This window comes from Burkholderia pyrrocinia (assembly GCF_001028665.1).
GTDB classification, from domain to species: Bacteria; Pseudomonadota; Gammaproteobacteria; order Burkholderiales; family Burkholderiaceae; genus Burkholderia; species Burkholderia pyrrocinia.
Window position 1 is genome coordinate 322,688 of record NZ_CP011504.1, and the last position, 22,946, is coordinate 345,633.

A 22,946-nucleotide genomic window follows, 5' to 3' on the forward strand; every position below is an offset into this window, starting at 1 on the left:
CTCAGAACGTAAATGCGTCGCCCAGCAAACGGAGGGCGTGTCCGAACGGTCTGGTGGAGGCATCGGAAGATGCGGAATTCGTCGCCAACGACGACACCGCCATCCGCGGATCGCTCTTTGGTGGTTTCTCGACGGGCGCGCTCGGACGTGCTTCAGCTATCGCGGTCGTCTGACGGGACGCCTTCCTGGACTCCACCGGCATCGCCTCATCCGGCCATGTCATCGCACCCGGCAGCCCCGGTGGCAACGGCACGGCAGCATGCCTGGCTGCGGCAATCGCGGCAGCCGGCAACGGCGGCGGACTGGCCGTCGACACCTTCGGCCCGGCGCTTGCCGCCCCGGTCATGAAAATCCGTGCAGGCAGCACGAAGTTGCGCAACTGTAGAACGTCAAGCGGGCCGGCGCCCGCCTCGCTGCGCAGTTGCACCTTCAGCGGAATGCCCTGGCTCGTATCCGGCGTCCAGGTCAGCAGGTAGCGTGCGTTGTCCTGTTGCGTGACCTTCGCTCGCTCGAACAGGCGAACCAGTCCGAAGCGCCCTTGCGAATCGAGCGCCGTCCGCAAACCACCCTGCTCCGTCTGCCATTCGATATGCGACAGGTTTTCGAGCGACTGGCCAGGCCATTCGAACGACGTCCATTCCTGTTTCTGGTTGAAGTAGTGCAATTCGCGGCCGGACAACACGAACCGCATGTCGGTGACGCCCGGTGTCGGCACCGCCTGCAACTCGTAGCGCACGCGTGCATCGCCGGACGGGAACAGCACCGTCGAAATGCGCGTGAGTTTGTTCAATCCGCTCAGGAAGCCCGGATCGATCGTCAGGGCACCGGAATCGGTGCCCTGTGCGGGCACCCAGCGGTCGCCCTGCCGCTCGATGACGCCGGCGAGCTGTGTCGTCACGAATTGCGTGATCACGCCGCCATCGGGCCGCATGAAGCGCGCCATTTCGGGCAACGACGCGTCGTTGTCCGAATCCGCGAACGGATAGCGGCCGCCGAACGACTTGTTCCAGTCGGCCACGATCGCCGCGCGCCAGATCTCGTTCAGGCTCGACGCGGCCGGCTGCACGATGACCTGCCATGCCTGATCGAACGGCGCCCGGAACAGTGCGCCGAAGCCGGACCATTGCTCGCCGAGGCTCGCGGCAACCCGGCTCGCATAGTCGCGGCTGTCGGCGATGTCGGATGTCTTGCCCTGCAACACCGACTGGGCGGCCAGTCGCGCGACCGCATCCGGATCGGCGCTGGAGACGATCTGCGACGTCTTCAGGCGCATGGCCGTGATGCGCTCCAGATAACGGGCGAGGCTCAGGTCACCGGTCGCGGCCATTTGCGCGACGGCGGTTTTGCCGTTGGCCGGCACGCCGGAAACGAGATCGCTGCCGGTCAGGCGCAGGATCGGGCCGAACGCAGCCGCCAGCGGCGCGAGCCGCGGCTTGACCTGCTTCGACGGATCCTTTTCGTCGGCACCGACGAGCTGCTGTGCCTTGCTGATCAGCGTGTCGGACAGCGACTGCGTGTTGGCTCCCGTTCCAGCCTGATAGACGATCGCGTTCATCAGCGCGACGAGCGGCGAACGTTGCGGATCGCCCAGCAAGGTCAGTTGATCGGCCGTGGCGGAAAGCGTCGGTGCTGGTTGCCAGCGCACGCTGTTGAGGAACTGTGCCCAGGCGCGCGCATAGTCGTCGAAATAGCGTTGGCGCAGTTCGTCCTTTAGTGTCGACGAGGACTGGCCTTCGGCCTTGGTGTCGGAAAGCACCCAGTCGCTTGCCACATCGTGTTGCTCGCCGGCTTCGTCGATGGCCTTGGCGATCCGTTCGTCCCATGCTGCGCGCGTAAATACGCCCGGTATGGTCATGGTCGTGTTGAACAAACCCCGGCTTGTTGCGCCGCCTGCACCGGCCTGGGATGCCGCGTCACCCAGCAGCGTGGCAAGCGATACCGGCGGGTACTTCGGCGTCGCTTCGTCGAGGATCTGCTGATAGACCGCGTCCCGCGAATTCTGTATGCCCCGAACGCCGATCACAGTCTGGCGAGTCGCTGCGATCAAGGTGCTGTCCGGAACGATTGCCAACGCAGCAGCCGTCGATTTCGCACCGGGTCCCAGATGGTTCGTGAAGAATGTAATGGCTTGCTGCCGCAAGTCCTCCCACCTGCCTGGCGACAACGATGAATTGACGGGGCGCGCCGGCATGGACGTCGCGACGAGTTGGGGTGTCAGGAACGCCCCCACCGCGCGCTCCGGTTTCGCGAGCATCAGATAGGTCTTGAGCGTGTCGTATGCGGCCTGTACCTGAGCATCGCCGCCGCTGGCGATTTCCGCGTCGGACAACGATGCCAGTTGATGCAGTCGCGCCTCGAGCTGCCGGCGAATCGGGCCGACGAGAATCCGGTTTGCCGCATCGGCATAGTGCGGCCAGAGGGCATCGAGCAATGCGTGGTCGCGGTTCAGGCCGAAGCGGGCACTCAGCGGTGCGCGGGTGCGCTGGTGGATTTCAAGCGTGTCGATCTGTCGGTCAAGATGGGTAAGCGTCTGCAGGGACAGTGTCGGATCCTGGGCTTCCTTGATATTCACGACCGTGTCTGCCGCACTTCCAATCGTCGCGCGGTTGACGAAGCCGGACAGCATCGTGCCGGCAATCCAGCAGCCGAGCATGGCTGTCGCCATCCACGCTGCCGTGGTCGACAGCGAAAAGCCGACGCGGCGACCATGAACCTTGCGGCTGTGATCGGCGACGGTTTGCCAGATCGTTCGATGTTGAGGACCGAGTGGCGAGTCGTCGTCGCTCGTATCGCTTGATAGCGGCGGTTCGAGTTCGCGCTCCTTGAACAATGGCGCGAACAGTAGGCCGTGAACCCCATGTTTCCAGGCACGCGATTGGTTAGCTTCCAGCACGAGACTCGTCAACGCAGAGCGCAGATTGGCAATATGCTGCGACAACTCGACGGGATAGCGATCGCGTGCGTCTTTCGTGAGGCGTACAACTCCCGTGCTCGCCAGGTCGTAGGTGAGATCTTGCAGCGACGAATCGATACCGTCTGCGTTCAGGCACACGTTCGACCAGATAAAGCCGATTGCTTCATCCGGGCTCGACGTCATGCTGCCGAAATCGGTGGCATCGAGCAGATATGCGGGCGCCGCCCAGCGCAGGGCACGCGCGTGAAGCGCGAGTTGCCGGCGAACGCCATCGACGTCGAACGGTACGTCCGCCGAACTGCGGTTGCGTGTTACCGCAACGATCGCGTCGGTCGGGCGATACCGGCGCAGACGGCGGATCTGATCGAGCCATTCCGTCTCAAGCGTGTCGCGGGTTTGCCTGGCGTACAGCAGGATCGTATCGCCGTTGATTACGTACCCCGTGTCGGCAAGTCCCGGTGCCAAGCGCTTCACCAGCGGCAGGTCGCCGGCGACTAGCACCCATCGTTCGCGATTGCGCCAACGCCAGCCGTGACGGTCACGCAGGAGATTCCGCAGCGCCGTAGCTCTGTCGACCGGCCCCGGTGGACCGCTCTGATCGTTGTGGTCGACGGACGCTGCGCGTTTTCCGGCATCGTAACGAGCAAACCAACGGGATGCTCTCAGCGAGGCAATCGAAAGCAGCACAAACTCGAAGTACTTGATCGACAGGATCACTATCAGCAAACCCACCAACAGCACAAGCTCGATGATGATCCGGGTATCGCGCGACCATCCGTGACGGGGCCCTTCCATCCAGACCGCGCTACCGAGCGCAATGAAGACGATCACTGCCGCGATGCCTATGAAAAGGCCCGCCGGCCGGGTCTTGTTGTCGTTCTTGTTATCGTTCATGTCTGCTTTCTGCACATGAGGGCGATCAGTTCTTCACCTTCGCCACACAGCACTAGTTGCGGGTCGCCCGTTGTCCGGGCACTTTCTGCAGCAAGGGCGACAGCCAACCACGGCCCTGCGCCGGAACAGTCACCCACTGACGTCTCGAGCGAGATCCATCGCGTCTCGTCGGGAAACGATGCGGCTTGCCGAACTGCACTTACTCTGTCGCCGGTCAGGCCATGCGTCCACACCGTGCTCAGACGGTCGCGCGAGGTTTGTCCCCAGCGCGCGGCAAGCTCAAGCGTCCGGGCGGCGGTATCGAGCGAGCCCCTGGCGGGGCGATGCAACCGCAACCCGACTGGCATGGCCGGTGACTCCAGGCGCGGGTGTCCGACGAGCAATGCGACACCCACCTCTGCAACGCCATCGGACAGGACGGAACTGATTGCATTGCGAAGCTCAACGGCGACCAGCAGGTGGACCGTATCGACAGCTCGATTGTCCAGCCACGCGTCCGTTCGGAAGAGCGAAATCGTTTGTTCACCCGATGTGACGTCCACCTTCAACGCAGGCACTCGTTCAGTGAGCACTTCCCGTAGCCGGGTCTCGAAAACCTCGGATTTCAGCCTGGATCGATGATGAAGATCGATCTGAAGCGTCGTTCTCGGTGGAAGCGTATTAAGCTGCGGCAGGAGACGGTCTATCAAGCGTTTGAGCAGCCACGTACACACGGCATGATGCCGAGCATGTTCAGTGAGTTCGTTACCCGGATGAAAATGCATCTCCGGGATGTCGAGCCAACGTGCATTGACGTCACTATCCGCGACCGCGCCGCTCGGCCGAAGCTTCGCCAGTTCAGTTCCCGTCAGTATCCCTTCAAGCGAGTTTTCCGAATCGTTCGCAGAGAAGCACCATGCATGGCCCAGTATCGCGAGCGGTCTGCTCGCCATTGCGTGGCATGCCTGCTCGGCCTCATCACTAACGCGGTTGGTCGCGATCGCCTGATTGCGACGGGTGTAGCCATACGCGAGCCACGCGAATAGCAGGAAAGCCCAGACCAGGAAGGGATAACCAACGACACAGAGCCAGAACCAAAGCGTATTCGTCGGGCGGTCCGTTGGCCAAAACGTGATCGTCAGCCCGGCCCCGGCTCCCATGACGAGCACCAGCAGCGGCGTCCAGACGATCATCGAAGCTCGAGGCGGAGGTGGCACATCCACTCGCGGCGGCACGCGATTGAAATCGACGGGCATCGCTTACTTGACCTGCGCTCCGGTGGACGACGCAATGAGCGCCGCCCCACACCGCGTGCGATCGCCATTGCGCGATAGCGGCGTGGTGCCATCCTTCATCCTGCCGCTGCCTTCGACGATTTCGTTGTCGCCGTGGATCGGACACGAGACTTTGTCACCCACACGGGCGGCCCGGCGACCCTTTACCTTGATGCGGTCCGAGCCGGTCAGGATCTTTCCGCCGTGGCTCGTTGCATCGCCTTCGTATGCGAGATTTTTCATTTCGCGTTTTCCCCTATGAATTTCATAAAATCAGGAATTCGTCGTGCCATTCGCGTCGCGCACAAAAATCAAGCGCTAATTCATCCTCCTCGCTTGTTCTTCAACATCAAGCGCACTACACATCAACCACATCCTTATTGGCTTCACACCCCCTTCATACTTAATCTTGCACCATCCAGCCCCAGCCTCTTCAACCACCGCTCGATCCCCTTCAATCAAATATTTTTTTGTCTTTCCTCTGATACTCGACTCGTCAAATAGATATGTTTTCGACTTCACTCTGACAGGAATACTGTCGGCCGAACTCATCAACAAGGCAAGAGGAGAATCTATCGCTTTCCGAACATCTTTTCTCGATTGGTAAGGAAACTTCCAAACTCGTTTCTGACCGTCGGATAGCCAACTGTAACCAACCCCGAACCATTCAGTAGAGCGCTCATCTTGACGCAAGATATCCCCGATTTGTTCAAAAACAGAAACTGAGTAAAACTTACCCGACGAATTAGGCTCCACAAGCGAGTACCGAACTTCAAAAGAGTGAATTACAAAGACTTTTTCTCGTTGATCAGGTCCAATTTTCATTGAAAAGGCATCGACAATTTCACCAGGAGTGTCGTCATAAGGTAGCCCTCTTCCTTTCGCTTCCACCGGCACACCTCCAAGCGCACTGGAATACAACGAAATTCCATCAAGACCGATTGGCACCCCAGTCCTATCATCCAATATAGGCTCCCGAACAAAGCAAACCGTTCCACTCTTTGTATTCAATGATGGAAAAATTTGCTTACCTTGAAGATCAGAACACGAATCTTTCGAAAACGCCGAACCACTTACAAGCGCAATCACCATAAAGATGAAACCTTTAATCATCACAAAATAATCATAATTTAATCCATCAAGATGGCCACCGATCGCCTCACCACTTCACCACATCGCGGCACCTCACCTTCGCAAACCACGACTCTTCAATTAATTATCTTTAAAAAAACATCAACTTATCCACACACAATCACTTGGCACAAAAATCTATGTCCGAGCAATCAATCCATTTAACAAGATGACGCCCATTAGCCGTTACAAATTCGATCTTCCAAAATCTTGAGTCAGGGGATACATTAATTATTCTCACCGAATCGCCCTTGATTACATAGGAGCGACTCACTTGCGACTTCGACGGGGAATCGTACAAAAAAGCTCTTTTCGCAACAACCTTTCGTTCGCCGGCGCGATATCCCAACAAATCATCCCTGTGCATTTCAACCCGATTCGGGCCATAGTAACCCCCTCCTTTCGGCTGCTTTACAACTTTCCACAGCAGCCGCTCGCCTTCCAACGTAATCTCCGCGACTCCACCCGTAGCACCAAAAAACGAGTAAAAATTAACAAGTGCCTTATTTTTTCTATCTTCTGCACGGCCACTTATATTATGCTCCCCGTCCGGACTGCAATCTATTCTGTTGCCATTCCGAGTAATAAAGCAGTACGACCCTGAAATATTCCCTGCCCCGTCTTCATTAATTTTGACGACAAACGTGGAGTAGGGCTTGCTTTGCCCCGTGACAACCTCTTTGAATGACCAACTTCCAGAGAACGATTGGTCATTTGCAAATGCAAGCCCGGACTTCAATATCATCAAAACAGCCGAAAGCCAAAATAGCGACCTCATCTCCATACTCTAAATCTCCACGCCGAGTCAATCATTTACACGGTTGAGCCAACCCTTCAAATTTTCAAGTTGCGTTGAATCGTTAACAGTCAGATTCGTATAGTATTGGCGGCGAATTTCAGCAATGTCCTGTAGAAGGGTGTCTTGGTCATTGACATTATTTAGTGCCGAGACGGTTTGCTCTCCCATCCCGCCATCCACGGCAACATTACCATTATATTTTTCATTAATTAATTTTTGAATCTGCTTAGCCGCACCACCAGATGTAATTGTCCAGTCATACACCATCAATGCAACACGCATATCCTTGAACTTACAGAACCCCTTTGGCTGCCAGTATCTCTTCAAATATATCGTCTCCGCCTGTTCGTCGGTCATATTTTTAAGATTTTCGAGACTAGGCTCAACACCAAGATCTTCCATTGCATAGGCCTGCCATGTGTTCCACGCAATCCCGTGATTAGTTGCGCCACCCTTGTCGTTCTTTCTATTCGAATACCCCCCTTCATGACGAAGGATAATTGGCGATATTTTTTTAAATTTTTTGGCGCAGTCGCACTCGTCTGCAAAATTTGCGATGATCGCGATCGGATTGATGTGATAGACATTCGCCTCTGGGAAACTTGTTACTCCAGCCTGCACATCATCCCACCACGCCAACTTCTCAATTCGCTTCTGTTCTTCCTCATGCTGCAGCTTCGGCCCCGTCTGCTTTTCCAACTCGGCGATCAACTGCTTCCATTTCGACGGATTCGCCCACTCGCTCTCGTGCTTGATGATCAGCCGAGACGCCGCCTGCATCAGCCATGGATATCCACCACGCTCGATCCGAGACAGCGTGCATAGTTCATCAGCCGCTCGCTTGCCGTCTCCTGCCGTGAACAGAGCGTCATACACCTTGAGCATCAACGGACTGAGCTTCGAACGCGAAGCAAGGTCGTCAACATTGGCGCCGCTCGCATAATCAATCCACCCCTGCGTTGTCGCAAAGATCGTATGCGCCGGATCATGGGTATCTGCCAGGCACTCGAAATCAATCCACTTCTGTGCGAACTCTCGGGTCACCTGGCCGCCCGCGTGGTTGAAGTCGCACACCCAACCGTCAATCGGCTGACCTTGTGCATTCACACCGTGAACATGCCACCAGTTCACGGGATAACCCGGATCGGGATTCGGTCGCGGCTCGGCAACTCGTCGATCCGGGTCACGCGCCAGTTCAGCAAGCGAATACATCTGAACGGCGTCCGTCTTTCTCAACTGTGGGTCAACACCAGGGACAAATTTTTTCTTGTCTTGAGTACGTTGATACAGCACCGTACCCGGCGCGATCCGCAGGATCGTCGGCTCGGATGGCAGGCCCAATGCAGTCCAGTCCTCCTTGTTCGGACTGTGTTGATTGACCCACGCACGTCCTTGTTCGAGGAACGGCTGGATGCTGTCATCGCAGAAGACTTCGATGTGTGCCATTCGGGTTCCCGAACTACACTGGTTCAGCGAGTCGTAGCGCCCCAAATGCCCAATCAGGTCCCCTGCCTTGACTGGAATGCCGGACGCATCACCTGGCGCACCTTGGCCAGTCGTCACGACAACCCGATCAAATATAGAGTCCTCAACCGTCTCTTCGGCGACCGGACCACCGTTTTCCTGGCCGAGAAAGACCCACTTGCCGATCGCACTCGACGGTTCGACATATTCACCTGCTTTCTGTGAATACAGTGATGTCCCACGAAGATCCATCAACTGCCCCCACGGCTTTCCGTTCTTCGTCTCAATCTTCCCGATGCCGACGTTGGCGCCTTGCGGCAGAATCGCGATGGGGCTCCCCCCCGGGGTCTTGCGAATACGCAGCCCCTGCTGTGCCGGATCGGGAGCCTGCCCGCTTCGGCCAGACGCTTGCTTGTCCTGCGCATACTGCGTCACCAGCCATTGCCGCGGCCAATACGACGGCTTTTCCCGCTTCGGGAAGTTTGCGTAGTCTTCCCATGACATCAGGTGCATGTATAGGCTGTAAAACGTCAGCTTCGTGTCCCGTGGGAACTCCATCGTGTGCCGCACCAGCGCAAAGGTCGTGCTATACGGTGCCTCGTACGGCGATCCGCCATCTGCCGTTGCGACCTCGCTGACTGGATAGGCCTTATTGACGCGAAACGCGATCAACACGCCATCGGCGATGCACCGCAATCCTCCATCGAGGTCCAGCGACTGCACGGCGCCGGCCTCCGTGACATGGATGCCGCCATGCCACATGCCGTTACTGCTCGCGAGATAGGTCCCGGACGGCTCACGCTCGGCTAGCAGTCGATAAATTGCGTGTTCATCGGTGAACTGCGCGGATGCCTTGGACTGGCCCTGCCCCTTGCGCAGGAACGGAAACGCAAACGGCAGTAGCTTCAGCTTGGCTGGCGCGGCCGGCTTCTTCGGTGCGGGTTGGGTTGGCATGGATGAGCTTATTCAGAGAATCCGAAGTTCGTGGCGTTCTTCACGTCGTTGAGTGGCGCCTCGGACCACGACGGAAATTTGAAGCTGCCGCCGTCTAGGTATGCGGTAGCGCCATGGAGCATCGTACGCCTTAAGCAAATATTGCCCAGAAAATTAAGACTCGACGCTTCAATTACCTGTGGAGCACGCATTCACATCTTCACAACGAATCCATCGCTCGATAATATTTCCGTTCTTCTGACGATACCTTGACATCACAAACCCCTTCGACAAGCCAGATTCATTCACCAATACTGAATCACCTTGGACAAGGTAGGATCTAGTAACTGATGATTTCTCGGGCATTGCATATAGATACGCCTTCTTTGAAATCACTGCATGTCCGACCCAGGCACCCGACTCAACTGGTGCTACGTGGATAGGTCTGCCATTCCGACCGCTAGTCAGGATCTTCTTCAACTTAGCGGCGTTTTCCGCGTCTCCATCCCTCTGCAATTGGACAAGTAGTTTCAAATAAGCACTTCTGTTACCTGCACGTGGTGGATCGCACGCAAGCAGATTGTCAAATGTGGTACCTTCCGCCAGATATGCTAGGATTGGCGGCTGTGAAGTTTGGTATCCGTTTTTGTGTTTCGATGAATAAGCGGCATAGATGTCGGTTGCATTAGGTGGATTATCGAAGATCGGCTCAATGTTGACGGACCACTGGTGAGGCGCTTGCCACTCTCCACCACAGAGTGCATCTTGCGCCACATGTACAACGCAACCGTCCTTCATACGTACGAAGGCACATAGATACTCGGAGCGCACAGACACACCACTGGAATCAGCGAGCTCTCCTTCAGCAGAAAAATTCACGACCGAGTACTGTTTGTCCGGAGACAGGCTGTTCGTACCGGGCTCGTAAAATCTCAACCCCTCATCGAAAGGGGCAAACATCGTACCATCTAGCCGCTTAAAGCGAAGCGATTGGTAGGCGTCGTGCCCGTGATTGGCATACTCTAAAATACTTGATTCACCCGACACATTCACCTGAGCCTGAACGCAAGCAGACAGTACTGCCAAGAACAAATATAGGGATCTACGAATCATTTGAAGTCCTACAGCATCCCGCGAAGGTGGTTGTAACGTTCTACAGCAGAGTTCATATGGCGTGATGGGCCATAGATCTGAATGAGTTCGGCTTCATACTGCGATCTGTTGTCACCCCATTGCGTCGGGTCCGTGCCCAATCCCGTGTGCCGTGCCCGAAGTGTATTAATCGATGCTCCAAGATCTACAGAGACATTACCGGGTGCGTTGACGTCTTGATCAAGAACAAGTGCGCGACCTAACTGGGATGAAAAGAAGTCACTTGCGGAATTACTATAACCACTCGGTTTCTTAGCGATGGCAATGTGCAAACGGCCAATGAAATCCACAACCTGCTTCTTCTGATACTCCTCATTGATCATCGCGTGCGCAATGGAAGCCAATGGTTTCGACTCCTTTGGGAATCCACTGTCCGCTTCTTGAAACTCCTTCTTGATGAAGTCATAGAGTTCCTGCCCAGTGATTTTCCTGTTTCCGGTATCACTGGATGAATAGTAAATCCTCGGACCTTTTTCCTGTACAACGGACCATCCGCATCGGCCAAAAATTTCCTCGAACAGACTAGGATTTTCGTTCTGAAATTCCCAGATCTGTTGTGGGAGTTCTCCGTAGCCTTCTGGTGTCACGGTCTTCTGCATGGCACCGGCACTGAATGTCTGCCAATCCCAAGCCTGCACAGCATCCATATTACCTTCGTTGGACGACATGGCGATTACGATTGACTTTTCGTCCTCAGTGGCCTTGGACTTAGCAATGAGATCATCCCATCCCGTGAACTTATCCAACTTCTTTGTACCCGCAAAAACCGGGCCATAGTATGTCTGAGGCGGATAGTGACGCCGATGTCTTACCCAACGGTAGCGGTTAAATACCTTGCCAAGACAACATCCGCAGGCGCAAGCATCCCCTTTTAAAAAATTCCCCCCTAACGCAACAGGATGAATATGAAAAACCTCCGATCCTGGAAATTCCGCTACTCCGGCCCTCACCTCATCCCACCACACGAGCTTCTCGATTCGCTTTCGTTCTTCCTCATTCTGACGGCTGGATCCCGTCTTCTTTTCCAACTCCGCAATCAGTTGCTTCCATTTCGACGAATTCGCCCACTCACTTTCATGCTTGACGATCAGCCGAGACGCCGCCTGCATCAACCACGGATATCCACCACGCTCGGTCCGAGACAGTGCGCATAATTCATCAGCCGCTCGCTTGCCATCTCCTGCCGTAAACAGAGCGTCATACACCTTGAGCATCAACGGACTGAGCTTCGAACGTGAAGCAAGGTCGTCAACATTGGCGCCGCTCGCATAATCAATCCACCCCTGCGTTGTCGCAAAGATCGTATGCGCCGGATCATGGGTATCTGCCAGGCACTCGAAATCAATCCACTTCTGTGCGAACTCTCGGGTCACCTGGCCGCCCGCGTGGTTGAAGTCGCACACCCAACCGTCAATCGGCTGACCTTGTGCATTCACACCGTGAACATGCCACCAGTTCACGGGATAACCCGGATCGGGATTCGGTCGCGGCTCGGCAACTCGTCGATCCGGGTCACGCGCCAGTTCAGCAAGCGAATACATCTGAACGGCGTCCGTCTTTCTCAACTGTGGGTCAACACCAGGGACAAATTTTTTCTTGTCTTGAGTACGTTGATACAGCACCGTACCCGGCGCGATCCGCAGGATCGTCGGCTCGGATGGCAGGCCCAATGCAGTCCAGTCCTCCTTGTTCGGACTGTGTTGATTGACCCACGCACGTCCTTGTTCGAGGAACGGCTGGATGCTGTCATCGCAGAAGACTTCGATGTGTGCCATTCGGGTTCCCGAACTACACTGGTTCAGCGAGTCGTAGCGCCCCAAATGCCCAATCAGGTCCCCTGCCTTGACTGGAATGCCGGACGCATCACCTGGCGCACCTTGGCCAGTCGTCACGACAACCCGATCAAATATAGAGTCCTCAACCGTCTCTTCGGCGACCGGACCACCGTTTTCCTGGCCGAGAAAGACCCACTTGCCGATCGCACTCGACGGTTCGACATATTCACCTGCTTTCTGTGAATACAGTGATGTCCCACGAAGATCCATCAACTGCCCCCACGGCTTTCCGTTCTTCGTCTCAATCTTCCCGATGCCGACGTTGGCGCCTTGCGGCAGAATCGCGATGGGGCTCCCCCCCGGGGTCTTGCGAATACGCAGCCCCTGCTGTGCCGGATCGGGAGCCTGCCCGCTTCGGCCAGACGCTTGCTTGTCCTGCGCATACTGCGTCACCAGCCATTGCCGCGGCCAATACGACGGCTTTTCCCGCTTCGGGAAGTTTGCGTAGTCTTCCCATGACATCAGGTGCATGTATAGGCTGTAAAACGTCAGCTTCGTGTCCCGTGGGAACTCCATCGTGTGCCGCACCAGCGCAAAGGTCGTGCTATACGGTGCCTCGTACGGCGATCCGCCATCTGCCGTTGCGACCTCGCTGACTGGATAGGCCTTATTGACGCGAAACGCGATCAACACGCCATCGGCGATGCACCGTAATCCCCCATCGAGGTCCAGCGACTGCCCGGCGCCGGCCTCCGTGACATGGATGCCGCCGTGCCACATGCCGTTACTGCTCGCGAGATAGGTACCGGACGGTTCACTCTCGGCCAGCAACCGATAAATATCGTGCTCGTTGGTGAATCGAGTGGACGCCTCGGACTGACCTTGCCCTTTGCGCAAAAACGGAAACGCGAATGACAATTGCTTCAAACCGGCTTTGGCAGGCGGCGGCGGCGATTTCTTCGGTGCGGCTTTGGTCGCCATGGTCGGGTTTACTCCGAAAATCCGAAATTCAATGTGTTCTTCACGTCGTTGAGCGGCACCGTGGACCACGTCGGGAATTTGAAACTACCGCCGGCGGCGTCGTTGACGGTCAGGTTACCTTTCAATTCGATCTCGCCGGCAGGGCTTCCGAGAATGATCTTTCCGCCTGCCAGCTTGATATAGGCGCCCGCGCCGTCACCAATCGTGACGCCCTTGCGGCCCGTTATCGTGACTTCACCGTCCGACGAGCTCATCAGCATGTCCTGCATTGCCATCAGCTCCATACCGTCGCCTTGTGCCTGAATCTGTACCTTGCCCTTTGCCGCGAAGAGTCGGATTCCGAACTTTGCGGCGAGGAACGAAATCGCGTCGCCGGCCGCCACCGTGATGCGTTTCATCACGCCGATGTCGAGCCCTTCGCCGGCCGTCACGAACATCTGTTTGCGTGCAGCGATCTGAACGTGCTGCCCACTGGCGATGCCAACACCTTCTGGCGCGCTCGCAACAATGACTGGCTTCTGGAGGCGGCTAAGCTTTTGCTCGATCAGCACGCGTTGCTGGTTAGCCTCAGCCTGTAGTGCCTTGGCCGCGTTCGCGGCGTCATTGAGCGAACGCAAAATTTCTTCAGCCTGCGCGAACGTTGCGTCCGCGTTCTGCATGGCAAGCTGCTCGCCGGCCGCGCCTGGCTGTGCCTCGGCCGATACGAGCACCCCGTCTGCCGCCCTGATCGACGCGTGTCCATCGGTTGCAAGTTCGGCACCCGTTCCGCGAGCCTTGCGATCGGTATCCACCATGAAGCCGAGATTCAGTTGGCTCGCGCGGAACGGCGTGATCAGATGGACGTGTTCGTTGCTTTCCTTATCCTCCATCCGCAGCTCATTCCGCGCAGCAGTACGAATCAGGTTCCGCGTATGGTTCAGGTTGTTGACCAGATCCGGATGCACGCTGTCGTGCATCGCGCCGATAATCACCGGCCGATTCGGATCTCCGTCCGTATGGACAATAGCCACTTCCGCGCCATCGATCAGCGGAAAGTGATGCCCATAGTTGTCGCCGCTATACGGTTTCGCAAACCGCACCGGGCGGCTCGTTCCACCCGGGCTCCATTCATCGAGATCGAACGGCAGCTTGATCACGTACCAGCCCTGCTCGGTCAGATACGCATACTTGTAATTCCCCGGCGACGTAATCCGTGCCGGCAAGATCCCGTCGACCACCGGCCGCGAAACCAACGCCATCGGCGTACGCCACACGCGATCCGACGGAATCCCCTCGAACGCCACCCAATACGCCTCGCTGCGCCCGCCGTGCGACTCGACTGACGTCACGAAAATCCCGTGCTTCGCATCGACCGGATTCGGCGCGACCCGCATCACCTCGCCGGCTTCGAGCCAGAATGGATTGCCCGTCCCCTTGAAGATGATCTGTCCGGCCAGATAAGCCTCGTGCCGCAACCGGGCTACGCGCGTGCCTTCCTCCGGCGTCTCGTAATGTTCGCCCCAGCGATAATCGACTGAGTTCGTCGTCTTGTCGTCACGCGCGGCGTTTTCCTCGACAAGTAGCGACACCCCCGCCTGCCGATGGTTGTAGTCATGCAATCGCACCGTTTCCGGCACACGCTGCATTTCACGCCCAAGCATCTTGATCGCGTCGGCCCCGACGCTCTCCAGCCCCGAATCACGACGATAGGGAACCGTGCGCTGCTTGCGCGCATAGGCATCCAGATCGTCGCCGAACACGACCACCGCGCGATCCTTCTTCTGTTCCCACCGGAACCATATCCCTGCCTCGGCGCAGATACGCCGGATGAAGGCGAACGTGGTCTCTCGATACTGCGTCACGTACTCGCGACGCTTGTACTCGCCTCGCAACTGGAACTGAAAATCGACGCCCGCGCGATACCCGTAATGCCGCAACGTATCGGTCACGATCTCTTCGACCGACTGCTTCTGAAACAGCCGGCTGGTCACCCCGCGATCGAGATCCGCCAATGTCGGCTCCAGCACGACTCGATAGTGCGTCTCATCAGCCGACGTCCCGAGCTCGTCGAACCGGGTGATGATCCCGTGCACCGTATATGCCGGCGGCTTCGTGCTGAACTGTCCGGCGTTCTCCCCGAACATCTTCTGCAGATACCCCATGTCCGGATCGACCGGATCGACGATGAACTTCGCCGGTCGCCCCAGCACCTGATCCATCGGAATGCCCGCGACCGGGCTTGTGAATTCGATCTCGTACCGGTACAGCTCGCTGATCCGGTCCAGCCCGGTGAAAGTCAGGATCGAGAACGGCGCCGGATGTGGCGCCAGTTTCAATTCATAAGCCTGCGAAGGCAGAATCATCGACATGGAATCTCTCGGTTGCGCGAGCATGCGGCACGCCGGGGCGACTTTCGCCCCGGGGGCGCCTCATGGAACTAACGCCTGATCAGTTCTTGGCCTTCGGCATCTGCGACACGAGCGACAGCCCGATGTCCATCCCTTCGACCTGGAAGTGCGGCACGATGAACAGCTTGATCCGGAAGAAGCCCGGGTTGTCGTCGATATCCTCGACCGTCACCTTCGCATCGCGCAGCGGGTGCGACGCCTGCAACTCGTCGCCCGGATCCTTCATCTCGGTCACGAGCCCCTTGATCCAGCCGTTCAGTTCGAGTTCGAGCAGACGGCGATCCTTGGTCGTACCGATGTTTTCGCGCTGAATCAGCTTCAAGTAGTGCGCGATGCGCGACAGCAGGAAGATGTACGGCAGCCGCGCGTTGATGCGGCTGTTCGCCGTGGCTTCCTTCGTCTCGTACAGCGCAGGCTTCTGCGTCGAGCTCGCGGAGAAGAAGCACGCGAAGTCGTGGTTCTTGTAGAACGACAACGGGATGAAGCCGAGATTCGCGAATTCGAATTCTCGCGTTTCCGGGATCAGCACTTCGGTCGGAATCTTCGGCTGATAGCCGGTACCGAGGTCGTACAGGTGGACCGGCAGATCCTCGACCTTCCCGCCCGCCTGCGGCCCGCGAATCTGCACGCACCAGCCGTTGCTGACGAAGCTGCGCACCATGTTCGCCGCGAACGCAAACGATGCGTTCATCCACAGATACTTGTTGTGATCGGGGCCCTTGACCGCTTCCTCGTAGTTGAACGCCCGCACCGGCGCCGTATCCTTGCCGTACGGCAGGCGGCCGAGCACGCGCGGCATCGTCAGGCCGACGTAGCGCGCGTCGTCGGTATCGCGGAAGCTCTTCCACTTGATGTATTCGGCGCGATCGAAGTAATTGCCGATGTCCTGGATCGCCGCCACTTCCTCCATCGACTGCTTGCCGAAGAACGCCGGCCCGACCGAGCCGATGAACGGCATGTGCGCGGCGGCGGCGACCTTCGATATGTTCCGCAGCAGCGCAACATCCATCGGCGAATTCGCAAACTCGAAGTCGCTGATCATCGCGCTGATCGGCTGGCCGCCCGGCGTGTCGTATTCCTCGATGTACGTGAGGCGATACAGGCCGCTCTGGATCAGTTCAGGCGTGTCCTCGAAGTCGCGCTGCAGCGCATCCTTCGACACGTCCAGCACCTCGATTCGCGCGTTCTTGCGGAAATCGGTACGGCTCACGAGCATCTTCAGGCCGCGCCAGCGTGCTTCGAGCGCCTGAAATTCCGGCGCATGCATCACCGCGTCGAGCTGGCGGCCGATCTGCCGGTCGATCTGGCCGATATGGAAGTCGAGCAGCGACTTGTCCAGCCGGTCGACCGGCTGGCTCGCCTTCGCGACGAGCTCGAGGAACGCGCCCATTCCGCGCGCGATGCGCTCGTCGGCCGACGCCTCGGACAGCATGTCGTTGTCGCGGAACGCCTCGAGCGGGCGTGCTTCGTTGACGGGCTTCAGGTTGATCTTGCTGCACAGCGATGCATAGACGCTGTCGATATCCCCATGCGGGACGTCCAGCACGACGGTCTCGGTCGCGCCAGTCTGCTGCGTTTCAGTGGATTTCATCTCGGGTCCTGTCTGCGATCGAATCGCTACGATGTTGCGGAATGCGCTGAACGCGCGCTTTGCCCAGCGTCGTTCACGCATGCCCTTCCGGCTGCGTCGCGGCGGTCGCGATCTGCGCGAGTTCGCCACGGAGCTTCGCGGACAGGCGGTCGTCCTTCAGCACCTTCTCGAACTCCCGACGGAACGTGCCGTTGTCGAGCAGGTTCGATTTCAGGTCGCGCAACAGATTGCGCATCGCGAGCAGCGCCTGAAGCTCGGGAATCTGGCGCGCCACCTGCTCGGGCTCGAAATCCTTGATCGATCGGAACGACAGGTTGACGGGCAGCTCCGAACCGTCGCCGGCCAGCGTGTTGTCCGCGGCGATCCTGAGATCCGGCGCGTAATCGGCCAGCACGGCGTCGAAGTTGTTCTTGTCGATGTTCACTTTCTTCCGCTCGGCCAGCGGCGCCTGCTCGCGGCCGGCGCTGAAGTCGCCGGCCACCAGCAGCTTCAGCGGCAGCTCGACCTTCTTTTGCGCCCCACCGGTATGCAGATCAAGGGTGATCGACACCCGGCTCTTCGGGATCTCTCGCTGAAAGCTATCCAATTCGTTCTCCTTATCTCAGGAAGCTTGAAGACTCCGCGATGCGCACCCGCAACCGCTGGTGCACCGTCGTTCACGTCACCTTTGCTCAACCCCGCAACACATATTGACGGACGACCGAATCGGATATTCGCGGCACGACATCCGATTCAGGCGGCAAAAAATATCATGCCCTTTCACATGAAGTAAACCACCAAAACCAAAAATCGATCGCCAACCACACGCGGAATTTACAAAATAGGACAAGTCCGAATAAATAATCCAGCCACCCGCCCCGCCGGGTCGAGATCAGCCCGAATACAAAACCAATTTCAAATAGCAAAACCATCAATCCAAAACATTGATTTTTATACAAAAATATCCAATTCGAAAATTTCCACTATCCCAATAAAACCACGCACCCAAACTCCCTCACCCGCAAAATCCATCCACCCGCGCAATCTCAAAATAAATCACTCAAATATCTCAATCCAAATGACACATTCGTTAAAGAATCACCCAATCCAGGGGTATACGAAATCAGAAAATACCGTATAGAATCGGCGCCTCATAATTCCTAATCGATATAGACCAAACCATGCGGATCGAAAAGCCGCTCTGGCATGAAGGGCTGATTCTTACGCAGCAGCATTTCCAGCAGCAGGACCGCTGGAACGGGTTCGCGCTGCAACAACTGGCGTCGGCCATTGCCGTATCGCCTTGGGGAACGCTGAACGTCGACGTCGACGAAGAGGCACTGGCCTCCGGCCGCCTGAAGCTCACGCGGCTGCGGCTACGCTTCCCGGATGGCACGCCGGTCGACACGACCGTCGCCGACGCGCTGCCGCCCGCTCGCGACCTCATCAGCGAAATTCCCGCCGATACCCAGACCGTCGAGGTGCTCGCCGCGCTCGCGCTGCCCGATGCGAACGGCAGCAACTGCCGTTTCGACGAAACGGCGCTGGCCCGCCCGCGTCGCGCGTACCGCGAATTCGTGAAGGTGACGGACCTGAACGGAGCGGCGGAATCCGAAATCGCCGCCGAGCGCCACGCGGTCCGGTTGCTGTACGGCTATGAATCGCACGCGGACGATACGACATGCGCGATAGCCCGCCTGACGCGCACGACGAGCGGCCAGTTCCAGATCGATCGCGGATATGTGCCGCCTTGCCTGTCGCTGTCGGGTCATGCACTGCATATCGAGCGCATCCGGCGGCTTGCGGATATCCTCGCCGCCAAAAGCGCGCTCCTCGGCGCGCGCCGCAGCGAGCGGATCGAGCAGGTGGCCGAATACGGTGTCGCCGACGTCCAGCTCTTCTGGCTCCTGCACTGCATTCATCAAGCGTGGCCGCAACTGCGCTTCCTCGCGTCGCATCCGGGGCAGCCCACGGATCGCCTGTACCAGGTACTCGCCCAGTTGGCAGGATCGTTGACCACGTTCTCGACGCGCGTGTCGCTGACCGACATCCCGCCTTACGATCACGCCGCGGCACATGAGGTCTTCGCGACGCTCGAATCGCTGATCCGCGATCTGCTGGACGCGATCATCCCGTCGCGGGTCGTGTCGATCGGACTTTCGCACACGACGCCGACAACCTGGGCCGGCCAGTTCCGTGACGAGCGCATCGTCGAAGACGCGGCGGACTGGTACCTGTCCGTCAGCGCCGCGCTGCCGGCATTCGAGCTCGTCGAACAATTTCCGCGCCTGTGCAAGATCGGTGCGCCGGACGACGTCGAGCACATCGTCAATTCCGCGGTGGCCGGCATTCCGCTCAAGGCCGTGCAGCGAGTGCCCGGTGCCATTCCGGTCCGGCTGGACAACCACTATTTCGCGCTCGATGCGCATGACGCCGCGCATGCGCGGATGCTCGCCGCACGCGCGTGCCAGATCTATCTGCCCGCGTCGATTCCGGACGCGTCGATCGAACTCTATGCGGTGCTGCGCTGATGAATGCCATCGTCTCCACTCGTCACGAATCCGCGCTGCTGGCGCGGGAGCCATCGTCCGGCCGCTCGCCCCGGCCTTCGATGCGGGCGCTGCTGCGCGATACCGCGCTGCTCGTTACCCACCTGTCGAACGGTGGGCAGATCGACAGCCACGAGAACCTGCGTCAGCAGTGCATCAGGCTCATCGCGCAGTTCGCGACGGCACTCGATGCGCAAGGAATCGCCGCCGATATCCGGGACGACGCCGTCCTCGCTCAGTGCGGGCTGATCGATGAAGCGGCATTGCGTTACCTTTCCGCGTCGGACAAGGGGAACTGGGAGTCCCGACCGCTGCAGGTCGAGCGCTTCGGCACCCACGACGCGGGAACGCGCATCTACGAGCGCCTCGATCACCGGATGCGCGAACCCGCGCCGAACGTCGACCTGCTCGAATGCTATGCGGCCGTGCTCGGCCTCGGGTTCCGCGGCCGTTACGCTGCCCGTTCGGGCCTGTCGGCGGAAGCCCACGACGGCGAAGCGAAACGTCAGGCCGTGATCGCTGCGCTGGTCGCACGGATCGATCAGTTGCGACCGGCCGCGCAGCCGGGGTTCGTCACCGACCGCTCGAACGCGCGACTGATCGACCGGCTCAGGCGCCTGTCGCCGTGGGCGATTGCGGGAACGGCATGCGTGATCGCGATATGCGTGTGGTTCGCGTGGGATCGCATCCTCGACGCGGAACTGGCACAACTCGTCCAGAAAGCGAAGCGGCCGTGACTTCCGATACCGCTCTCCCGCCGGCGGCAACACGCGCCGACTCCGATGCCGCCCGCGCGGCCCTGTCGGGCCTCGGCTACCCGCTGCGCACCGTCGTGACGATATCGGCCGCATTGGCGCTTGCCGTCATCGGATGGGTTTTGCCCGTCGACCGCGGCGTCATGTGGGGATTGATTGCGATCGTCGTCGCGCTTTCGGCGCTGATCGTCTGGTTGCATTCGCGCAGGTTGACGCATGCTCGCGAACGGAACGTGCACGTGCTTGGGCAACTCGGCGCGGCGACCGCCGACCTGCCCGTCGCGCTGCGCACCAGGATGCCGCTCGCCCTCGTCACCGGGGACGGCCTGCCCGCCCTGTTCGATCGCGACGCAACCCGGTCGCGTTTCGTCCACGTCGGCGACGGCGCCATCTGGTTACGGGCCGATCGCCCCCAGGATCTTCCCCGTCTTGCCGTCGCCGTCCGCCAGTGGCGGGACGGTCATGCGCCCGATTGCGTCGTGTTGTCGGTCGCGCCGGGACTTCATGCGAACGACGATGTGTTGTCGCAAACGCTGCGCGTCATCCGGCAGGCGGTTGCAGACACGTCGCGCCTGCTTGGTGCGTCGCTGCCGGGCTACGTCGCGATCTATCAGCGGCTCTCCGATTCAGCCGTTTCAGCGGGGCAGGCGCCCCAGTGGTATGGCGTATCGGCAGGCTCGCCGATCGCGGATATGCACCGTTTCGACTCCGCGATCGACGCAGCCGAATCCGATGCCCTCCATGCCGACGGAAGCCACGCAGTCGCGGCACGCGCCGCCGGCATCGGATCAATGATCGGATGGACTCGCCGCACCGTGTTCGACACGCTGACGGACCGACGCCAGCCTGCGTCGCCCTGGCCGTTGTTCGGCGCCGGCTGGATCGACCATGGCCCGGCGACGGGCCCCGGCAAGCCATGGGAACGTGAAGTCCGATCGTGCATCGGTATCGCGCCGGCCGCGCTATCTGCATCGCCTTCCCCATGGCCGCTGCCGCAGCCGCTGATCGATGCGATGCCGCGCCGGTCGTGGCGATCACCGCGCTTCACCGCGGTCGCGCATGTCGTCGCGATCGTTGCTTGCGCGGCAACAGTCGCCGTCTGCGGCGCCGCGAAAAACAACGAAACGCTGATGACCCGAATCGGCGAACACGTCGAGCGCTACAACCGCCTCCCCGCTGCGCAAGACGCCGCGAAGCGCGACGCGCTCGAATCCCTTTCGTCGGACCGCGACCAACTCGACCGGTATGCGCGCATCGGCGTTCCGCTCCGACTGTCGTTCGGCACATATCGCGGCGCTCGACTGCTGCCGATGCTCAACGACGCGATCGCCTCCTACGAACCGCCCGCGCCGCCGCCCGCCGTCGTCACGCTGGACAGCATGTCGCTGTTCGACAGCGGCAAAGCACAGCTGAAGCCGGGCACCACGCGCGCGATGGTCGATGCGCTCGAACTGATCAAGGCGCATCCCGGCAAGCGCGTACTTGTCGCCGGTTATGCGGACGACCAGGGCCGCCCCGACCGCAACCTGAAGCTGTCGATCGACCGCGCGACCGCCGTGCGCGACTGGCTCGTCGATGCATCGGGCTTGCCGACGACGCAATTCGCGATTCAGGGCTATGGCGATACGCGACCGGTAGCGGACAACGCGACACCCGAAGGACGGGCGAAGAATCGTCGGGTCGAAATCACGCTGGTGCCCGATATGCCGGCGCCGTCCGCTTCGATCCGCACCGCGATGTAACACGCGTTTTGGTTCCCGGGGCATCCGCCCCGGGTTTGTCAGCGCCGGGCTCCGGTTCCGGCGATTCGCAGTACGAAGAAGAAGGAGTGAACAAATGGCAATTCCGGCCTACATGTGGCTCAAGGACGACGGCGGTGCGGACATCAAGGGTTCGGTGACCGTCCAGGATCGCGAAGGCAGCGTCGAACTGGTCGCGTTCGATCACGGCGTGCACATTCCGACCGACGGCAACACGGGCAAGCTCACCGGCACGCGCGTGCACAAGCCGATCACGCTGACGAAAGAGACGGACGCGTCGACGCCCTATCTGTACAAGGCCGTGACGAGCGGCCAGACGCTGAAGTCGGTCGAGATCAAGTGGTACAAGATCGACGACGCGGGCAAGGAGAAGGAGTACTTCAACACGAAGCTCGACAACGTGAAGATCGTTGCCGTGAAGCCGAAGATGCTCGACATCAAGAACCCCGACTACGAGAAACACAACCATCTCGAAGACGTCGAACTGCGCTACGAGACGATCACGTGGTCGTACAAGGACGGCAACATTATCCACAAGGACACGTGGAACGAACGTTCCTGATGCGCTGACCGACCGGCGGAATCCGGCACGCCCGCGCGCCGGGTTCCGCTTCGCCGGTCGCCCATTC

The 22,946-nt window shown here is 59.0% G+C and carries 15 protein-coding genes; 4 read left to right on the forward strand and 11 right to left on the reverse strand.

Features of this window, described 5'->3' with window-relative positions; genetic code table 11:
• Position 1: 1 nt before the first annotated feature.
• The 11 genes from ABD05_RS17790 to tssB form a co-directional block, all read right to left on the reverse strand.
• The gene (locus tag ABD05_RS17790; protein ID WP_047901490.1) at positions 2-3,808 is read right to left on the reverse strand and encodes an ImcF-related family protein; all 3,807 of its coding nucleotides are present in this window, start codon (positions 3,806-3,808) and stop codon (positions 2-4) included.
• Complete coding sequence (locus ABD05_RS17795) at positions 3,805-4,980, reverse strand: hypothetical protein (protein ID WP_238594154.1); 1,176 nt, start codon at positions 4,978-4,980, stop codon at positions 3,805-3,807. The genes ABD05_RS17790 and ABD05_RS17795 overlap by 4 nt, the downstream gene beginning before the upstream one ends.
• Before the next feature lie 66 nt (positions 4,981-5,046).
• Positions 5,047-5,304, reverse strand: a complete 258-nt coding sequence (locus ABD05_RS17800; protein ID WP_047901492.1) for a PAAR domain-containing protein — start codon at positions 5,302-5,304, stop codon at positions 5,047-5,049.
• A gap of 75 nt (positions 5,305-5,379) precedes the next feature.
• Positions 5,380-6,174, reverse strand: coding sequence for a hypothetical protein (locus ABD05_RS37655; protein ID WP_148669108.1), 795 nt, complete (start codon positions 6,172-6,174; stop codon positions 5,380-5,382).
• Between the two features lie 139 nt (positions 6,175-6,313).
• Positions 6,314-6,976, reverse strand: a complete 663-nt coding sequence (locus ABD05_RS37660) for a hypothetical protein (protein ID WP_148669109.1) — start codon at positions 6,974-6,976, stop codon at positions 6,314-6,316.
• A gap of 21 nt (positions 6,977-6,997) precedes the next feature.
• Positions 6,998-9,409: a glycoside hydrolase family 108 protein gene (locus tag ABD05_RS17805; RefSeq protein ID WP_202967908.1), complete on the reverse strand. Its 2,412-nt coding sequence runs from the start codon at positions 9,407-9,409 to the stop codon at positions 6,998-7,000.
• A gap of 168 nt (positions 9,410-9,577) precedes the next feature.
• Positions 9,578-10,501 (reverse strand): hypothetical protein, encoded by a 924-nt coding sequence (locus ABD05_RS37665; RefSeq protein WP_148669110.1) that lies wholly within the window; start codon positions 10,499-10,501, stop codon positions 9,578-9,580.
• An 8-nt stretch (positions 10,502-10,509) separates the two neighbouring features.
• Complete coding sequence (locus ABD05_RS17810; protein ID WP_238594155.1) at positions 10,510-13,296, reverse strand: hypothetical protein; 2,787 nt, start codon at positions 13,294-13,296, stop codon at positions 10,510-10,512.
• 8 nt (positions 13,297-13,304) lie between these two features.
• Positions 13,305-15,644, reverse strand: a complete 2,340-nt coding sequence (locus ABD05_RS17815) for a type VI secretion system Vgr family protein (RefSeq protein ID WP_047901493.1) — start codon at positions 15,642-15,644, stop codon at positions 13,305-13,307.
• 79 nt (positions 15,645-15,723) lie between these two features.
• The gene (gene tssC / locus ABD05_RS17820) at positions 15,724-17,274 is read right to left on the reverse strand and encodes a type VI secretion system contractile sheath large subunit (RefSeq protein ID WP_047901494.1); all 1,551 of its coding nucleotides are present in this window, start codon (positions 17,272-17,274) and stop codon (positions 15,724-15,726) included.
• 73 nt (positions 17,275-17,347) lie between these two features.
• Positions 17,348-17,860 (reverse strand): type VI secretion system contractile sheath small subunit, encoded by a 513-nt coding sequence (tssB, locus tag ABD05_RS17825; RefSeq protein WP_047901495.1) that lies wholly within the window; start codon positions 17,858-17,860, stop codon positions 17,348-17,350.
• 574 nt (positions 17,861-18,434) lie between these two features.
• On the opposite strand from tssB, the gene tssK reads away from it, so the two are divergent.
• The 4 genes from tssK to ABD05_RS17845 all read left to right on the forward strand — a co-directional run bounded on the left by tssK (position 18,435) and on the right by ABD05_RS17845 (position 22,879).
• Positions 18,435-19,784, forward strand: coding sequence for a type VI secretion system baseplate subunit TssK (gene tssK / locus ABD05_RS17830; RefSeq protein ID WP_047901496.1), 1,350 nt, complete (start codon positions 18,435-18,437; stop codon positions 19,782-19,784).
• Between the two features lie 80 nt (positions 19,785-19,864).
• Positions 19,865-20,539 (forward strand): DotU family type IV/VI secretion system protein, encoded by a 675-nt coding sequence (locus ABD05_RS17835; protein WP_082146143.1) that lies wholly within the window; start codon positions 19,865-19,867, stop codon positions 20,537-20,539.
• Positions 20,536-22,299: an OmpA family protein gene (locus ABD05_RS17840; protein WP_053059950.1), complete on the forward strand. Its 1,764-nt coding sequence runs from the start codon at positions 20,536-20,538 to the stop codon at positions 22,297-22,299. Before ABD05_RS17835 ends, ABD05_RS17840 begins: the two co-directional genes overlap by 4 nt.
• 94 nt (positions 22,300-22,393) lie before the next feature.
• Positions 22,394-22,879 (forward strand): Hcp family type VI secretion system effector, encoded by a 486-nt coding sequence (locus ABD05_RS17845; RefSeq protein ID WP_006479553.1) that lies wholly within the window; start codon positions 22,394-22,396, stop codon positions 22,877-22,879.
• Positions 22,880-22,946 lie beyond the last annotated feature (67 nt).